This window comes from Alteromonas sp. S167 (assembly GCF_036864375.1).
GTDB lineage: Bacteria > Pseudomonadota > Gammaproteobacteria > Enterobacterales > Alteromonadaceae > Alteromonas.
Window position 1 is genome coordinate 222,300 of sequence record NZ_JAZETR010000005.1, and the last position, 16,788, is coordinate 239,087.

A 16,788-nucleotide genomic window follows, 5' to 3' on the forward strand; every position below is an offset into this window, starting at 1 on the left:
TTGTTACGCTTTAGCTCTATTTGTGGCGATACTCCCGTAAGCCTGTTTAGTAATTATTAATCAACGTAAAGCTCTCTGAAACCAGGTGAAGAAGAATGTCTGACTTCTCAATTAATAATAAACATTACCAATATATTTCCGCCCCTCACTTAAGCAATGGCGATGATTGGCATGACGCCTACATAAAAAAGATAAAGAAAATTCTGCGAGGGAAAGGCACTAAAGGTGTTCCAATACTAGTCCCATCTTATCCTCTAGCGGAGTACCGCGATAGCTTCGACGCAGTTTTTGAGATGAGCAGCTATTGGGAAGGTGCAATTTACTTTTTACATAATGTTTTAGGTGCTACCTCTAAATCTATGCAAATTGCTACAGTAAAACGCAGTTTAGACAATGATTGCGAAAGTGATTTCGAAAAGCTTTTTTTTAAAATTTGGAACAACCAAGGCCAACTCTGCTTTCTTAAGGCGTTTTTAATCAGGGAGTATTATAGTAACCATGAGCAATGTGAAAACACTTGGGAATGGGAAAGAGACACTTCCCTGATTCCAAGTGGAATAAGTGAAGACCTAGAATGGCTAAGAACGTTTATTCGCAACTTTAGAGATGAAGGTTCGAAATATCCAAACCCTTTCTTCGGTGGGCAGAACCCGCTTCATCTTGGTTTAATATCGTTGGAAAAATAGAACGCCTACTACTTTTTATGGAGTGCTGAACTTGCGAAAGCTAAGCTCTACGGACATTAAAGCGACCCTTAAAATCAGTGACTGTGAGTTAATGCACTTACGTGAACGTGGGCAGCTAAGTTTCGAAAAAAGAGGTAGAGCGTTCTTCTATGATTTGCCTAGCAACGAATCCATACTCAATCATCCTACAGGTGAAGCACTTGTAAATTGGTATGAGGGCAAACACGATTTTATTTATTCAAACGTACCCAGTAATGCTCATTCTAAATTAGCCTTAGAGTTTTTATTGTTTGAGGTATTGCTTCCTTTAAAATGTCGGTTTGGGAAGCTTGTAATCACTTACGGCTTCACTTCCTTTCCCTTAAAAAAGTTTATTCAGAAAGTATCACCAAGCGGCACTGCGCCAATACTTGACCAGCATTCATCTCACGAAACTAACAGCGTGGGTAAGCAAATATGTAGTAGAGGTGGTGCTGCGTGTGATTTTTTTGTAGAAGGCGTGGCAACTTCCGATATCGTTCGTTTCATTACGCAAAAGCTTAATTACGACCGAATTTACTACTATGGTAATAACAGGCCACTTCATGTCAGTATTCATTTAACCGACCCGCTTAAACACCTACAGGTTATGAGCGAAAGCGAAAATGGTAGACGTTACCCGGGCAAAAAGGCATTTGGTGAAAAAGCGGTAATACTGGCAGAGGATTTATAGTGGACGCAGCGTTATTTAAAACATTGGTTGATGAGTTAAAGATTGGGAAGAAACTTCCCGACGCCATTTACATTCATGACAGTACATTGCCGCAACTACCCGACAAACTACGAAATGTTATATTGGCTATTGGTAAAGCGCTTAAGATTCCAAGGGAACAGTGGAATTTAATAAAGTTATCTAGAAAGCAGTTTTCATTAAGCCTACTGCACTATCCTACCTTTGAAGAAGAGTCTTACCCTGCGTTAAAGCAAAGTGTAACGGTAGACCTGCAAAAGCTATCGCACAAAGTGACAGACTATTCCAACTACGATAACCCGCCTATTCTTCATCGTAAAGAGACGATGGTTTTGCCAAATCATCCGCAGTTTGAAGAATTCAAACAAATTACCGAAGAAGGTGAACAAGCAGGCCTTTATGAAAACTCTCGCCATATTGGGTTTAAAGCCTCTTGGGAAGCACTGATAAATACCCATGGGTATGAACTGGTTGATGGGCGCTTGTTTCGAAACTCTGCACTACTGCTAGACAACAATAAGAAAAAAATAGAGCGCGATAAAACTGCAATAGTGCGTTACGAGCTCTCCGCGCCAATGAAAGTGTTAGCAAAGCACGGTTTTTTAGAAGGCCAGTACTCAATTTTTGATTATGGATGCGGTAGGGGTGATGACCTTCGAGAGCTTGAAGCGCACGGCCTAGATGCCCTTGGATGGGACCCAAACTTTCTGCCAGATGCAGATAAAGTAAACGCTGATTTGGTAAACATTGGTTTTGTTATTAATGTAATTGAAGAAAGAAACGAGCGTATGGAAGCTATCCAGGGCGCTTGGGCTCTTACCGATAAGCTTCTTGTTGTCTCGGCTATGCTTGCAAACGAAAGCTACCTCGCCAAATTTACGCCTTATAAAGATGGCATTATTACTAGCCGGAATACCTTTCAAAAGTACTTCACGCAAAGCGAACTAAAAATGTTCATTGAGCTGAGCCTAGATGAATCAGCCATTGCAGTAGCCCCTGGCATATATTTCGTATTCAAAGATAAGTATCTAGAACAAGATTATCTTCAGAACCGACATAAGCGAACGCGAACTTGGGAACAGAAGTCTAAACCTATTGATATCAAAGAAGCCAATACACAGCTTTTATTCACCAAGCACAGCGAGCTTTTCGAAGAATACTGGAAAACGTGTTTGTTATTAGGGCGGGCACCAGCGAAAGACGAGTTTAGTAAAGCTGACGAGTTAACAGAACTAGTTGGCACTATGAAAAAAGCGTTTAGGCTGTGCCTAAACTTTTATGGCAATGATGACTTTGCTATTGCGCAACAAATGCGAACGGAAGACTTGCTAGTTTACTTCGCTGTAGGCCATTTTGGACAAAGAAAGCCATACAAGTATCAGCCAGAGCAAACAAAGCGTGACATAAAAGCCTTTTTCGATACCAACAAGAATGCCCAAACGTTAGCTAAAGAACTCCTCTTTCAAATAGCTGATGTCGAAATGATAGAAGCCGAATGCTTAGAGGCCCACAAAACTTTAGCTAAAAGCGTATTGGCAGAGGAGTTCGATAAACCACACTCTTTAACTTTTCATAAGCAATACTTAGACTTACTTTCCCCGCTATTACGAGTGTATGTAAGCTCAGCATTGCAACTTTATGGTGAACTTGAGGACATACAGCTAATTAAAATCCATATAAACTCAGGTAAACTAACGCTACTCGGTTATGACAATTTTGAGGAATGTAACTCTCCTACTTTGAAAGAGCGAGTTAAAATCAAAATGGCCGATCAAGATGTGGACTTTTTTGACTATCTCGACGAGCATTCTGATGCTGTGTTGAATAATAAAGCAGATTACATCTGTTAAAATCAAGCCTAAAATCCAGCTACCCCCCTCTCCCAAAAGAAGTATACTCCAATAAAATACAATTACATTTTACGTAAAAACAAATAAATTATTTACTTTCACAAAATATTACGTAAAATTTTTACGTAATCATCAAGGAGGGTAAATTTTGAATACTTTAGATAATGACTTCTGCTATTCCTTTCCAGCAGTTCGTGGCGTTCAAGCCGGAAGACCATTTTACATTGCAACTTGCCCTCTTCGTATAATACCGAAAATCTTTATCTACGATGAAGAAGAAGTGCCGCCAGAGTTACGCGCTCAGCGCACATTAAATAAAACTCGAATTCCAGAAATGAGTAGGTATTTGGTTGATAACCCCGACGACTATGTTTTTTCAGCACTCACTGCATCAGTTGGCAGCGAGGTTTCATTTATAGAGCAAGAAAACGCACCAAATATCGGCACGCTAAAAGTCTCTATGAACACAAGCATTTTAATTAATGATGGGCAACACCGCAGAGCTGCAATTGAAGAAGCTATCAAACACAAGCCAGAGCTTGGCCAGGATAACATCGCAATTGTGTTTTACATCGATGAAGGGTTAAGCAGAAGCCAACAAATGTTTGCTGACTTAAACCAGCACGCAATTCGCCCTTCATCATCACTTTCAACGCTTTACGATGATAGAGATCCAGGCGCCCGCGTAGCAAAATATCTTGCGAATAACGCCACGCCATTTATTGGCTTTACGGAGATGGAAAAAGGGAGCATTCCAGTAAAGAGCAATAAGATTTTCGCTCTTAGTGCAATCAAACACGCAACCAGAGCATTGCTAGGAAAAGGCCCTAAAGACGATATTTCAGAAGACGAAAAACAATTCGCTTTGCAGTTTTGGAACTGCATTAATGATAATATGGCTGAATGGCAATTAGTGCAGGATAAAAAGCTTGCTGTCGGTGAGTTTCGTCAAGAATATTTAACAGCGCATGGCATCGCTCTTCAAGCTATTGCGATCGTTGGAAACCAACTCTTAGACTTTGCTGAAAAAGAAAGAGTAGCAACGTTAGAAAAGCTTAACTCTGTTAACTGGCGAAAATCTAACCCTGAATGGGTTAAACGCGCAATGATGCATGGCAAGCTATCCAAGGCTAGCTCAAACATATTTCTTACAGCATTAGAAATTAAACGCCAATTAGGGCTTGAGTTATCTCAAGATGACCTTCAAAAAGAAAAAGATTTATTAGATTCATGACATTAGCCAAGCAATTCGATCTCGAAGACTATATTGAGTTCATCGAGCAGGAAGAGTTTTCTGGTCTGCCACTAAAAGACTACGTAGCCAACGTACAGCGCGTTTATTTACAAGACACTAGGCCATGGGTTATTGGCTACAGTGGGGGTAAAGACTCTTCTGCTGTAATGGTACTTGTTTACCTAGCGCTATTGGGCTTAAAGCCTGAAGAACGCCACAAACACGTGTTTGTCGTTGCATCTGATACATTGGTTGAAACGCCTATTGTAGTAAACCACGTAAATCGCTCTCTTGAGGCAATTCAGCGAGGCGCAGCACGCGATAAGTTACCTATTACTTCGCATAAGGTCGTTCCTAAAACTAACGAAACTTTTTGGTCAAACCTTCTTGGTAAAGGCTACCCCGCACCTACACGTAATTTTCGCTGGTGTACTGAGCGAATGAAGATAGACCCAGTAAGTACGTTTATCACCGACAAAGTAAATCAGTATGATGAAGTTATTGTAGTTCTTGGCTCTAGATCGCAAGAAAGTGCTTCACGTGCACAAGTTATTGCTAAGCACAAAATTGATGGCTCAGACTTGGCGAAGCACACTACGCTATCAAATGCTTTCATTTACACGCCAATTGATATGTGGGCGGTAGATGACGTTTGGAAAATACTTCGCTTTTGTCATCTAGAGCAGCAAGAAACTCCCTACGGTCTAAAAAATAAATGGTTCGACAAGTACGACCTTGAGTGGGAAACGCCATGGGGTGGTAAAAACCTTGTTTTATGGAATCTTTATAAAGACTCCTCAGGTCAGGGCGAATGCCCTCTGGTTATTGATGAGACGACCCCCTCTTGCGGTAATTCTCGCTTTGGCTGCTGGACGTGCACTGTTGTAACAAAAGACAGAGCGATGGAAAGCCTAGTGCAAAATGGCGAGACGTGGATGCTCCCTTTGCTTAAATTCAGGAATATATTGTCACGTAGCACCTCTCCAAAGCTTAAGAAGAAATATCGGAGCCACATAAGAAGAGACGGTAGGTTAGCGTTTAAAACGCTTCGTGAAGATGGCGAGAAAATCTTAACCGACGATTACACTACAGGCCCTTATAAGCTGAAGTATCGTAAAGTTGCCTTAAGGTTACTTTTGAATATTCAAAAGCAACTAGCAGATTCGGGTAGAGACGTAGAGCTGATTACCGTGCCTGAGTTACACGCGGTGCGCCATGAGTGGTTAAACGACCCTAACGAGCCTGATTGGGACGATGATTTACCTATTATTTTCAACGAAATCTTTGGTTACGACCTCGACTGGTCTGTTGATGATACTAACCAGTTTAGTAGAGAAGATGCAGCGCTGATAACTGAAATAGCACCAGAATACGGTGTTTCTCCTCAACTTGTTAAAAAGCTCATCGATTTAGAAATTTCAATGTCTGGGCTTTCCCGTCGCACCGGTATTTACAAAAAAATAGGAAGGCTTATCCAGCAGGATTGGGAATCAGCCGAAGAAATTATCAAACAAAATAAAGACAGTAGGCAAAATCAAATCAATCAGTCGAAAGAAGTGCAAGACTACGAAGCAGAGTTAGCCGCCATCACTGCATCTTTAAATAAGGAGATGCAGCTATGATTTTTAAAAAGCTGACTATGGAAAACTTTAGGGTATTCAACGGCGAGCACTCTCTTGATTTGCAGCCTAAAAAAGATGGCCTGCTATCTAAGCCGATCATTCTTTTCGGCGGTTTAAATGGTGCAGGCAAAACCTCTATTCTTACTGCCATACGCCTGCTTCTATTGGGAAGACGCGCGCTTAGTTATATTCCAAATAATAAAGAATATGCAGACTATCTTTCACAGCAGTTAAATAACAAAGCAAAGAAAGAAGATAACTCGGCAAAAGCATCAATTAGCCTTGAGTTTACACACACTCATCAAAGCAAACACGGCGTATTTACTATCACTCGTACTTGGGGTGTTGATGGTAAAGAAAAGATAAACTTTGAACACGCAGACGAAGATTCAAACTTAACCTCAGAACAAATTCAGACAATTATTTCTGAGATGATTCCTCCGGGTATAGGAGACTTGTTCTTTTTTGACGGTGAGAAGATTGCTGAATTGGCTGAAGATGATACAGGAGTTTACCTTAAAGAAGCCGTTCAAAAACTGCTCGGGTTGGATATTATAGAAAGGCTAAATATTGATTTAGATATATATCTTAATAAAGAAAGTGAAGGTAAAGCATCAGCTTCTATCCAAAAAGAAATTACTGACCTTCAAAAGCAGAAAGAAAGCTTTAAAGCAGAAGCCGACGCTTACAAAGAGCAAGCGAATGAGCTGTACCCGAAAATCACCAGTCTTCGCTTCGAAATGAGTCAAATCGAAAAAAGCATTCAAGAGCGTGGTGGTGCTTTTGCTATCACAAGGGACGAAGAAAAAGGTAAACAAAAGTCGCTAGAGCGTGAAATAGATACCATAAAGGGTAAGGTACTCCACGAACTAGATGGCGCATTTCCTTTGTCATTAGCGCCAAACGCCATTGGCAGGCTGTTCCAACAACTTGCACATGAAAAAGAACTTAAGGCTAAACAATCTTTCAACGAGCAGTTTCTAGCACAAACAGAAAAGCTTGCAACTAAATTGTCATTGGCTCTAGCGGCAGATGAAGTTCAAGTTAATGAGCTACTTAAAACCTATGTAGAAACTGATGGCCGTAGTAGTGCTGAAGGCGCTATAAGCCTAGATATATCTGATAGGGAATTCCACCAGCTTGAAAGCTTACGCGACGAAGCAAATGAATCAAAAGCTAGGCTGAGCAATACTCTTTCAGAATTAACTGCAGCCGAATCAGACTTAGACTCGCTAACGCTCAGAATTCAAAGAGCGCCAGACGAAAAAGAACTAGTTGGTCTTTATGAGCGCTTACGAGAATTAGACAAAGCAGTGGCAAAAGAAAAAGACGTTTATAAGGATGTACTTCAAAAAGCACAAACGTCGATGACCAAGGCGTTAGAGCTAGCAAAAAGGCTAGAAAAGCTGTTTAACCAACAAAAAAATGAGAAGTCGTTACAAAAGGCCGTTTCACGAGTGAGTTCAACACAAGGTGCATTGCAGGAATTTTCTCAGAAGTTAACACAGCTAAGAGTGTCTCAACTCGAAGAATTATTTGCTTTGGCCTACCGAAAGCTTGCTAGAAAAGAAGATTTAAAGCTGACAGCGAAAATAAATCCAGAAACCTTTGATGTAGCATTAGTCGACCTCGACGGAATGGAAATTAATAGGAAGTCACTTTCTGCTGGCGAAAAGCAGATTTTTGCGTTCGCTATATTAGAAGCGCTGGGCAAATTATCAGGGAAAGTACTACCTGTTGTAGTAGATACTCCTCTTGGCAGACTCGACTCTAAGCATAGAGACAAGTTAATAAAGCACTATTTTCCCGAAGCTGGCGAGCAGGTCATTCTTTTATCTACAGATACCGAAGTCGATGCTGATTTCTACTCCATTTTACAGCCTGAAGTGTCGCATGCGTTTGAAATTAATTTTGACGAAGCCACGCGCTGTTCATCACTAACCGAAGGTTACTTTTGGGAAAATCATAAAGCGGAGATTGCCTAATGCTACCCAATAGAATGCAATTATCACGTACTGTGGAAGAGCAACTTAAGAAATTAAAAGGCTACACGGGCGTCACCCCAAATGTATCGGCGCGTATAGCTTTTTTCCGTTCGATAGAGTCTGATTTTAGGTATGACCCGACTACAGAATACGCTACAAACGGAAGTTTGACTTTAGACAAGATTACTTGGTTGGGACGAACCCAGGAAATCACAGAGCTTTTGCTGAAACATACTTACCCGGATTTAGAGGGTAAGCAACTTCAACAAGCTTGGGCTGCTCACGTTGAACATGGGGTAGCCTCTTTGAGAAACCAAAAGTCACTGTATAACTTGACTAAAAACATGTGAAATATGTTTCTTATATCTAACGCCAAATTCTTAAAAATATAAGACCTGTATGGTTATATTTGAAAAGTACAGGTGGTTATTAGTTTAATGCCCTAGCCTAGTTATTTCTTCTTTCAATTCTGCTATTTGGTCACTTCTTAGATTCATTTCTTCAAATGGAATCTCTAAAACCTTATGCCTCAACATTGAGATTAGTCGATTTTTGCCTTTAGTACTTGATGCATAAAAGTTACTATTTTCAAAATCGATTTCCTTAGCTCGTCGCAAAATACCTTCAAACTTTGAGAGAATCTGACTATCAACTTTGTCTCTTTTTAATATATCGCGCAACAATATAAAGAATGCAGATATTCCTATCGTCTTTACCAATACAATGTTAGATTGGTCGTCAACGGCAAAAACCCGCTGAAGCGCCTTAAAATATTCGCTTATAATTTGCCTAATTGCCTCATCGTTTCTTGAAATATAAAAAGATCTTAAAGGGTAGCAACTATCATCTTTGAGTACTTTCCTTCCTGCTATGCCTATAGTTGACTTTCTATTAACTTCGTATCGGTCATCCTTCGGGCTTTCGCTTATCAAACTCATCACCCCATCAACAAAAGCAGCAGTCGAAATTACCCAATATTTTGAAGGAACATTTCTATTTGATAGGCGATAATTAATGTGGCCGCAGAAAAACTCCCCTTTTGTTTCTGAAAAATAGCGGCACAAGTTAATAGCTAATAAATCTGGTGACCAGTCCTTAGGGTCCAAATAATCCAATTGGTAACCAAATAAATTGTATGCCAGGCTTTTATCTACAGGAGACTGATTGAAGTTAACCGTTGCAAATACAGAAGCTTGAAAAGAAGGCGGCAAATCTAAATAAACCGAACAAGATAATTCCATATCTTTCCTTACTGAATACTCAAACCCGAAAAGTCTATGCTGACCATCTACAACTGAGCAGACTTTGGCATCAGTTGGTATTGTTAACTTATAAACTCCTGACTTTTCATCGATCGGCTCAGCTTTCCACCTCAAATCCTCCTCGACGAGAGTATCGTTTTTATTAAAGTTAGCTGCGATTATAATAGAGTTTGGAAATAGCGCTTCATTACTATCTATAAACTGCCCTATCTCATTTAGCCTCGCCCTTTTAATTTTTCTCTGTGCTCCCGAAATATCTCCACCATCGTAGTTGGCTGACTTTGTATACGATCGTTTAAGCAAAAACTCTGCATTTAACCTTACCGTAAAATATTCGCCAAATGGTTGATTAACCTTAATTGCTACAAATTCATTCTCTTTCAATTCGAGCGTCATAAACCATTCCCGCCAAATTTGCTGTTATTAATATCTATTCCTTCAAGCTTATTTTTTGTCCTACATGAGTATTTGAAGTCATCTTTTTTGATTGTAAAACTCATCCAAAGAGAAATAGCTAACCAGAGGCTTAACCATAGCTGCCAAGTATTTTCTTTCGGCTCTTTCAGTGCCCAGAATGCAAGCACGATTGCAACAAACCATATGAACATACTAAATGACTGAACTGCCTCCTTTTTCTCATCATCCAGTTTTTCATTTTTAATAAGATATTCGGCTGCAAGAGTCCCCAACACGCTTACAACATACATAAACATAGAAAAATTCTCTATTTTTGATTGGCTTTGTAGAGCACCTGTTGCACTGCCACTTAGATCTAAACTAAATACAGCGGGAACCCAAATTCCCATTGCACCTATGCCAATTGCTACAATAGAAAAAAACACAAACTTGGCAGAACTTATAATCTCTATAAGTGTGTGCCAGCATGTACTTATCACATTTCTATACATTTCAGTTACTCTGTAAAAATCAAAAAATAAGTCTTGAGACTTGTAGAAAGCATTGATGAAGAATTGAGTCATTTTTGCCCTTGCGTATAATCATTAGATAACTCCCAAAAAGCCATATCTTTTATCTTCGTTATTTTCTTATCACCATCTACATACAAGCTGTGGTGCTTTTCTAACTCGCGTATCGATTTCATCAGATACTCTTGGTCAGTCTTGTCGTCTTTATTGAAGAGTGACTTAATATCTTGATTTTTTATCTGTGAAACGCGATGAACAATCCAGCTTAATATGTAAGCAGAATAATCGTTATCACCTGTTTTAAAGTGAGTAATGTCTTGAGTAGACAAGATTACACCGACACCATACTCACGCCCCTCTTTGAGGATTTTTCGTAAGCTAGGGAAGTTTTGAGACATGAAGTTATCGGCTTCATCCACTAGGATCAGTTTTGTGACTTGTCGGAAGTCACCTTGAACTAATGGCTTACCTTGCTTTTGCATTTGCGAATAGAAAAGGTCTAGCGTTAATGCAACTACGAGATTTTGAATTTCGTTTGGGTAGCCTGCCAGTTCGATTACCGTAATTCCATCTATTAGTTCGTACAAACTCGCGCACTTACTAACGTCACTTTCAAACACCTCAAGTTCATGAAGGCTCTCAAGCGCTGCGTAAAGAGAATCCTCAGCTGGTCCGCTTTCTAAAAACAACTCCCAAACATCTGCAATAGTTGGTGCTAGTTTATTCCATGTCGAGGAGTCTGCTTTACTAATTCCTGCAAGATCGTAGGCTTGAGCAATTAACTGCCTTAGTTTGAGTTGCTGCCGCTGCCCCAAATTAAAGGCTTTTGCCATTGTTTCTGAGAACCCACGAGCAGTGTGTACTGGTAACATTGGTGTATCACCAAACAGACTCAGCGGGTTATAAGGCAGCCTAAACAAATTATACTTTTTGCCGCTAGTCGCATTGATAAATTTGTCATCCACATAATCCGATTTGTAATCAAAAATGAGGATACCAATAGGCTTGCCATCAACATTATTTTGTTGATTACGATGGAGTTGGGTAACAACAGATTTCGTGCACTGGGTTTTACCTGTCCCCATCGTTCCAATAATGCCTGAGTTGGTATTCATGAATTTAGCAGTATTAGTCGGCTCCCATAAAACTTCTCGATCATTTTGAACATTGTGGCCAATAAGAACCTTCAGTGAATCAGACGGTTTTGCTTGGTTTTTTTTTTCACTATGCTCATTTTCGATTACTGACTTTGCTTTCGAATTCACCCCATCGAATTGCTTCATTTCTGCATTTTGATGCGTTTCAGAAGAGAGGTCTTCGTTCTCTTTTCTTTTCCCGTAATGTTCTGGTAATTTGAAATAGCTCGGTAAGCCATCAGATTCTATAAACTCTTTAAGGGAGCCTCTGACTAAGGATGGTAGTAATGCGATAGGTAAATCAACTAACAGTATACCTTCTTCTTCCCGATAATCGGGTTCAAAAACAGTGTCTTGACTCAAATAACTTATTACCATTCCAGAGGGCAAGGATTCAGCATTTTCTAAATGGTACTCCCCCCGTAACCACTCGTTTTTTGATGCAATTTCATTATCAAAATAGGTATCTGGAAAAACATCATAAAGTTTATATTTATCAATCTGTGCAAGGACTTGCTTAAAAAATAGCGCTCGATACAACTTACCTTTCAATGACCTCGCCCTAAGTTGGCTCTCGAGGTGATTTCTAAGGTTGATAACCTGTTCTTTAGCTTTTCTATAGTCGGGCGTACTTCCGGTTTTTACTTCAACCGGTATTAAGTGCATTGTTTGATTTTTTAAACCAACCATCAATACATCATCGGACATAGCGCCAACATGACCTGCATTGGCTGCTGATAGCTCGGAGTCTAGAAGTTTCAAACCAATATTTCGTGAAACTCGCACGAGTTCACCCACCGATATAGGTACCCACACAAGACCTAAGGGGTTTAACATAGTAGTGGCTAATTTATACGCACCGATTTCACCTTCCATCCCAAGCCTTGCGGCCGCAGGTGAGGTAAGCATTTTTAGTAACCAATCACCATTGAATGCATTAAAGTCGCTAATCTTTGTCCCTTTGCCTAACTCGAGAACTTTTATAAAAAGGTCTTTTTGACGACTGACTGTAATTGCATCGAAACCCGCAGAGGATGTGTATTGGTCAGAATAATGAATTAAAACTTTATCTTGTGCATTAAAGAACTCTAGCGTCACTTTAGGATCGATGATGGTAGTCCAAATTGACGAATCACACGTCTTATCTAGTAATTTTTTGAAATCTTCATTAACCGCTAAAGCAAGTGCATCTTTACCTGAGTATTGTGTATTGACCTCTCTGGCAGGTCGAATAAGCGAGCCGAAGGCTTTGGCTGTTTGTAATAGCTGATTACTGTCATAATTTACATCACGTAAGCCAAAGGCAGTATGATAACTCCCGTGCTGACTCTCTGATGACTCACCACCCAATAATCCATCTGCTGCAATACCACTTGGTTTAGAATCAATATTTACTGGGATACAGTCCACTTTTTCATCGTTGTAGAAGAAAGCAATATGAGAATATTCATACTCTGTCGTTTCATTTAGGTTAAATTTACTGTAAGTCAACCGCGTGCGTAATAGTTCGATTATGCTATCAGCTGAGTCTGCATAGCTTTTTGTTGCTATGCCCAAGAACTCTTTCAGGTCATCGCTATTTGTTGACTCGGAAAAGAAATCGAACGAATTCAAAGTTAGACATTTATCATATATATTTACATGAACGTAAGAGGCACCTTCTAAATGCTCTTTGAAGTAATCAACTATGCCCTGAAATAATTCACGGCAGTTGCCCTGATTAACTGCATTTAAAATAAGCTTTGATTGCTCACGACTTTCGAATAAATATCTAAACGCCGTTTGAAATTCATTGATTTTTTCTTTCGCCAACTTCGTTACAAAGTCATATTGGCTATTCTCATGTGGTATGGCTTCCAACCAAAACGCATTTTTATCTGATACATTTACATGAGAAAAGCCGTACTCTTTGTCATAAAGGTAAGGAATTAAGCCTCGAGGGTTTAATCGATTTAGCGTTACTTTTGGCAAATGCTGGAAACTCGGTTTGCCCCCTTTCTTTTCAGCATCAAATTTATCTTCTTGAAACCGCTCTGTTAAAGATAAAAAATAGGATAAAACAATAGGGTGAAAAGGTGATAATAACTCGGAATCTTTTTGCTTTATCAATCCAATTCGCAACGCTTGCTTGTGCCGATAAGATAGCACTTGATCTGGAACCGCAGAATTTAGAAGCGTTTGATAGCTAGAAATGAGCTTTTTTACTATATTTCTAAACTCCAATCCCCAGGACAATAAAGAAGGAAGCGAAGCTCGAGCTCGGCAGTATTCATACAATTCCCTATAAGCCTGATAGAGCTTTTCATCAACATCTTCCAATTCTTTGATGCTTAAAGTCGTTTCGTTGACTTCATCCAGCGCTAAAATTTCTTCATCGACAAAACGTGCTTCCAAACGCATCAATACTAAACGCTCAGTTATAAGCAATACTTCCTTATTGTCGATAATAACTTTATCTTTGTCGCGATTGAAAACACCATAGTAATCATCATCCAGAATTCTTCCCATTCGCTCTTTGTCGAAAATTAACGGAAGAGTTAAAGCTGAGTCAGCGACTTCACCTTCCACAACAAAGTCCAAGCGGTTTTCACCGTCTAACACCGAAAATTCAACATCATTATGTTTTTCTGAAAGTGCAGAGTAGTCTATTGCTTTTACACTATCCCATGGTACTTTCTGACCGACTTCATTTAATTCTAAGGTAGAGTAAGCACGCGGATTAACGGCTATGCACGTGTCATTGGTTAATAAACGAATCAATCTTTTCTTGGGCTCAAGCAAAAAAATACTTTTAATCGCAGCGATATTGAATTGTCCCTCAGGTACAAGTAAGAAATGAAGTTTATACTTATCACTAGATTTATCTCTGTTTCCGGTACCTATGGTAAAGAAAATAGGTTTTCCATCTAAAGGAACAGTTAGCCTAGTTCTGCTAGTTTTTGCGCCTTTGTATACTACTTTAAATGTACTGCCATAGGGCAATAGCTTATTGGGCGTACTGAGATGCGTAGTCTCTAAGTCACCGCCGTTCCATAATATATCTAAACTTAAACTGTCGCTGTCGGCTGGGTATTTGAGTATTGTATGCAGCTCTCTTCGCTGCGCTGCTGAACTACCTTTTGTTTTACAAAAATACTTCTCTTTATCAAACTCTATTTCTGCAAACGAAAGTGTTTGTTTTTTGTTCCGCTTTAATTCATCTGAATATTCTTCAAAGGTGACATGCTTCCATGACTCTTCGTCTCCTTTTGGAAAATTAGACTTAATAAACTTACTGCTAAATTTATTTCCCAAGCGGTCTTCAAGCTGATTAGGAAACTCCCTAACTTCAAGCTCTATTTCCTTATAAAGCTTTCTGTTCTCATCTAGCCTTTTTCTTAACTGCTTAGGTTGTTTTTCATACTCATGTATCGAAGGATCTTCTAGTAAAAATAGTTCGTCAAACTTTAGGTCGCCGTCTCGAATTGCTTTATATAAATCGTCGAAGCCAAATAATGTTGCGTTACCTTCTTTGATTGCATCAAACTGATAATCCAATAAAACCTTCGAGATATCTTTGTTTTTGTCTTGGCCGCTAATCAACTCGGCAAGCAACTCTTTAACAACCTCATTGCTCCAAATACAGCCAGGCTGAGCTAGATTCCTTGCACTGTTTACAATAGTGTCCAGTTTACTATTATGTAAAATAACCAGACATGCTTTCGAAAGTGGGCCTTGTGGCTTCGCAACTTCATCGCGTAAATGTGAAATAAAATTTTCAGTGAAGCCTCTCTCATTATCAGAGTGGAGAAGCGGTATAAGTTGAACTTCGTTCACCTGAATAAGAGGTAACTCAATCGTCTCTCCATGTTTTTCAGAAGTAAAACGCAAAAAGTTTCCAGCAGCAGACTGCACTAGCGCGTTATAAAGCTTTTCACTATTTTCTGAGTTTGGTGATTTAAACTGATACCTAAATCCGGGTTTAACATTATTTTGTGCCCATTCAAGTAGATTGGCGACAATAAATTCTTCAAATTCATGCGGTTTGACGGACATACAAATCATCTCCACTGTCACTCATTCGTTCAACATTCCCTATGCGCTCATAGAACTCAATAAGTCTTTCTTCACTGATATCATCAAAAAATATGCCCCTAAACTTAAATTCTTGGATAAGTTCGTCAAACCTAAGCTGCTTATTGTCACCAATAATCAAACTTGTTAATAATAAGAGGTGGTCTTGAGTAAGAACTAAAGTATTACCAACTCTTCCTTTCGCTTTAACAAACGCTTTAGCTGTGTGCTCTTTGAAAGCAGCAACATATTTCCCATTGGCCTGATACCTAGTTGTAGAAGGGTCAGCGTACTCTTTTTTAAATTGCGCCAAAGTTAAATCAAATAATTGCTCGAAAGCCCCCTCTAAAGAAGGTGACTTACTAAATTTTTTACGTAAGTTTCTGGCGCGAACAAATCGTTCACAATAGTCATCAATGGCATCAATACACTCTTGTTGCTGATCAATATCAAGCTCTTGTAACTCAGAGAATATTTGCCATAGTGGTTTCCTAGCAATATCGGACTGAATTAATTGTAATGTAGACAGCATCGGAAATAGGCTTTCACTTGCTTGAGCAAAACTTTTCCATCCCCTTTCTGTTACGCTCGTTCGCTCTAAACTTACTTTTTCGGTGTCTATTACAAAATACAATGGTTTATTTGTAGGCTCGCCTTGGGACCATTCTTTTAGGTTAAGCGCTATTTGCGACGTGTATAAAAAACTATAGATAGATAGAAAAGCTCGAATATTTTCGAGCATATAAGAAGGCTTGCTTGCCATAAAACTGAAGTCTTTTAGAAACTTTTCCTGCAAGTACGGTAAATATGTTAGAGCGCTACTTTCATTGGGCTTATTTGCGAGCTTTCTTTTAAGAGTTAATATAATTAGCTCGCCAATAAAGTGCTCGCTTCTCTTTTCAGAGAGCTCTTCTTTGAAAGGCCCCAGTAGCGTTGATAATGACATCGCTACTTTTTTGCTAGCGTTATGAACTTGAGTTTTTGATTCGTCTTCATTTTGCGTATGTAACAGTAGGCTTATAGGGCCTAAACGTAAGTAATTCTCGCTTTCGAAAAATGCTTTGTGAATTACCCGAAACTGCTCCGCAGAAACTTGTTGTGACATGAATACTTGTCTGCAGTCTTCCTCGAACTCCTTTTTCGAATATTGTTGCAACGCTAAGCCATAGGCAAAGCTGATAAAGTGGCCAGCTACAATATCCCAATTACACTCATTATAATTTGTTTTAACTGGCAAATAATCACTTGGAAGATTATCAGCAACTTTGGCATTAAGTTTTTTGATGCTAATTATTGACTCCATG

Annotated in this window: 11 protein-coding genes; 7 read left to right on the top strand and 4 right to left on the bottom strand. The window is 39.3% G+C overall.

The window, feature by feature from the left end:
- Positions 1-95: 95 nt before the first annotated feature.
- From V7R35_RS10035 to dndE, 7 genes are all read left to right on the top strand, one after another.
- A complete protein-coding gene (locus tag V7R35_RS10035; protein ID WP_334014645.1) occupies positions 96-686 on the top strand; it encodes a hypothetical protein in 591 nt (196 codons plus the stop codon).
- A gap of 31 nt (positions 687-717) precedes the next feature.
- Positions 718-1,398 carry a hypothetical protein gene (locus V7R35_RS10040; protein ID WP_334014647.1) on the top strand — a complete coding sequence of 227 codons (681 nt, stop codon included), beginning with the start codon at positions 718-720 and terminating at the stop codon, positions 1,396-1,398.
- Positions 1,398-3,266, top strand: a complete 1,869-nt coding sequence (locus tag V7R35_RS10045) for a DNA phosphorothioation-associated putative methyltransferase (RefSeq protein WP_334014649.1) — start codon at positions 1,398-1,400, stop codon at positions 3,264-3,266. The genes V7R35_RS10040 and V7R35_RS10045 overlap by 1 nt, the downstream gene beginning before the upstream one ends.
- Before the next feature lie 148 nt (positions 3,267-3,414).
- Positions 3,415-4,500, top strand: coding sequence for a DNA sulfur modification protein DndB (dndB, locus tag V7R35_RS10050; protein ID WP_334014651.1), 1,086 nt, complete (start codon positions 3,415-3,417; stop codon positions 4,498-4,500).
- Positions 4,497-6,122: a DNA phosphorothioation system sulfurtransferase DndC gene (locus V7R35_RS10055; protein ID WP_334014653.1), complete on the top strand. Its 1,626-nt coding sequence runs from the start codon at positions 4,497-4,499 to the stop codon at positions 6,120-6,122. Before dndB ends, V7R35_RS10055 begins: the two co-directional genes overlap by 4 nt.
- Complete coding sequence (gene dndD, locus V7R35_RS10060) at positions 6,119-8,107, top strand: DNA sulfur modification protein DndD (protein WP_334014655.1); 1,989 nt, start codon at positions 6,119-6,121, stop codon at positions 8,105-8,107. The genes V7R35_RS10055 and dndD overlap by 4 nt, the downstream gene beginning before the upstream one ends.
- Positions 8,107-8,457 (top strand): DNA sulfur modification protein DndE, encoded by a 351-nt coding sequence (gene dndE, locus V7R35_RS10065; RefSeq protein WP_334014657.1) that lies wholly within the window; start codon positions 8,107-8,109, stop codon positions 8,455-8,457. Before dndD ends, dndE begins: the two co-directional genes overlap by 1 nt.
- A gap of 84 nt (positions 8,458-8,541) precedes the next feature.
- On the opposite strand, the gene V7R35_RS10070 is transcribed toward dndE, so the two are convergent.
- From V7R35_RS10070 to dptG, 4 genes are read right to left on the bottom strand one after another with little or no spacing between them, the layout of a single operon-like run.
- Positions 8,542-9,765 carry a DGQHR domain-containing protein gene (locus tag V7R35_RS10070; RefSeq protein WP_334014659.1) on the bottom strand — a complete coding sequence of 408 codons (1,224 nt, stop codon included), beginning with the start codon at positions 9,763-9,765 and terminating at the stop codon, positions 8,542-8,544.
- Positions 9,762-10,349, bottom strand: coding sequence for a hypothetical protein (locus V7R35_RS10075; protein ID WP_334014661.1), 588 nt, complete (start codon positions 10,347-10,349; stop codon positions 9,762-9,764). Before V7R35_RS10075 ends, V7R35_RS10070 begins: the two co-directional genes overlap by 4 nt.
- The gene (gene dptH, locus V7R35_RS10080) at positions 10,346-15,466 is read right to left on the bottom strand and encodes a DNA phosphorothioation-dependent restriction protein DptH (RefSeq protein ID WP_334014663.1); all 5,121 of its coding nucleotides are present in this window, start codon (positions 15,464-15,466) and stop codon (positions 10,346-10,348) included. Before dptH ends, V7R35_RS10075 begins: the two co-directional genes overlap by 4 nt.
- On the bottom strand, positions 15,447-16,787 hold the full coding sequence (gene dptG / locus V7R35_RS10085; RefSeq protein ID WP_334014665.1) for a DNA phosphorothioation-dependent restriction protein DptG: 1,341 nt from the start codon (positions 16,785-16,787) through the stop codon (positions 15,447-15,449). Before dptG ends, dptH begins: the two co-directional genes overlap by 20 nt.
- Position 16,788: the final 1 nt, after the last annotated feature.

Bases quoted from the DNA above. Each gene is read 5' to 3' on its own strand.
- V7R35_RS10035 (WP_334014645.1), top strand. From the start codon at position 96: ATGTCTGACTTCTCAATTAATAATAAACATTACCAATATATTTCCGCC.
- dndE (WP_334014657.1), top strand. From the start codon at position 8,107: ATGCTACCCAATAGAATGCAATTATCACGTACTGTGGAAGAGCAACTT.
- V7R35_RS10055 (WP_334014653.1), top strand. From the start codon at position 4,497: ATGACATTAGCCAAGCAATTCGATCTCGAAGACTATATTGAGTTCATC.
- dndD (WP_334014655.1), top strand. From the start codon at position 6,119: ATGATTTTTAAAAAGCTGACTATGGAAAACTTTAGGGTATTCAACGGC.
- dptH (WP_334014663.1), bottom strand. From the start codon at position 15,466: ATGTCCGTCAAACCGCATGAATTTGAAGAATTTATTGTCGCCAATCTA.
- V7R35_RS10070 (WP_334014659.1), bottom strand. From the start codon at position 9,765: ATGACGCTCGAATTGAAAGAGAATGAATTTGTAGCAATTAAGGTTAAT.
- dptG (WP_334014665.1), bottom strand. From the start codon at position 16,787: ATGGAGTCAATAATTAGCATCAAAAAACTTAATGCCAAAGTTGCTGAT.
- V7R35_RS10075 (WP_334014661.1), bottom strand. From the start codon at position 10,349: ATGACTCAATTCTTCATCAATGCTTTCTACAAGTCTCAAGACTTATTT.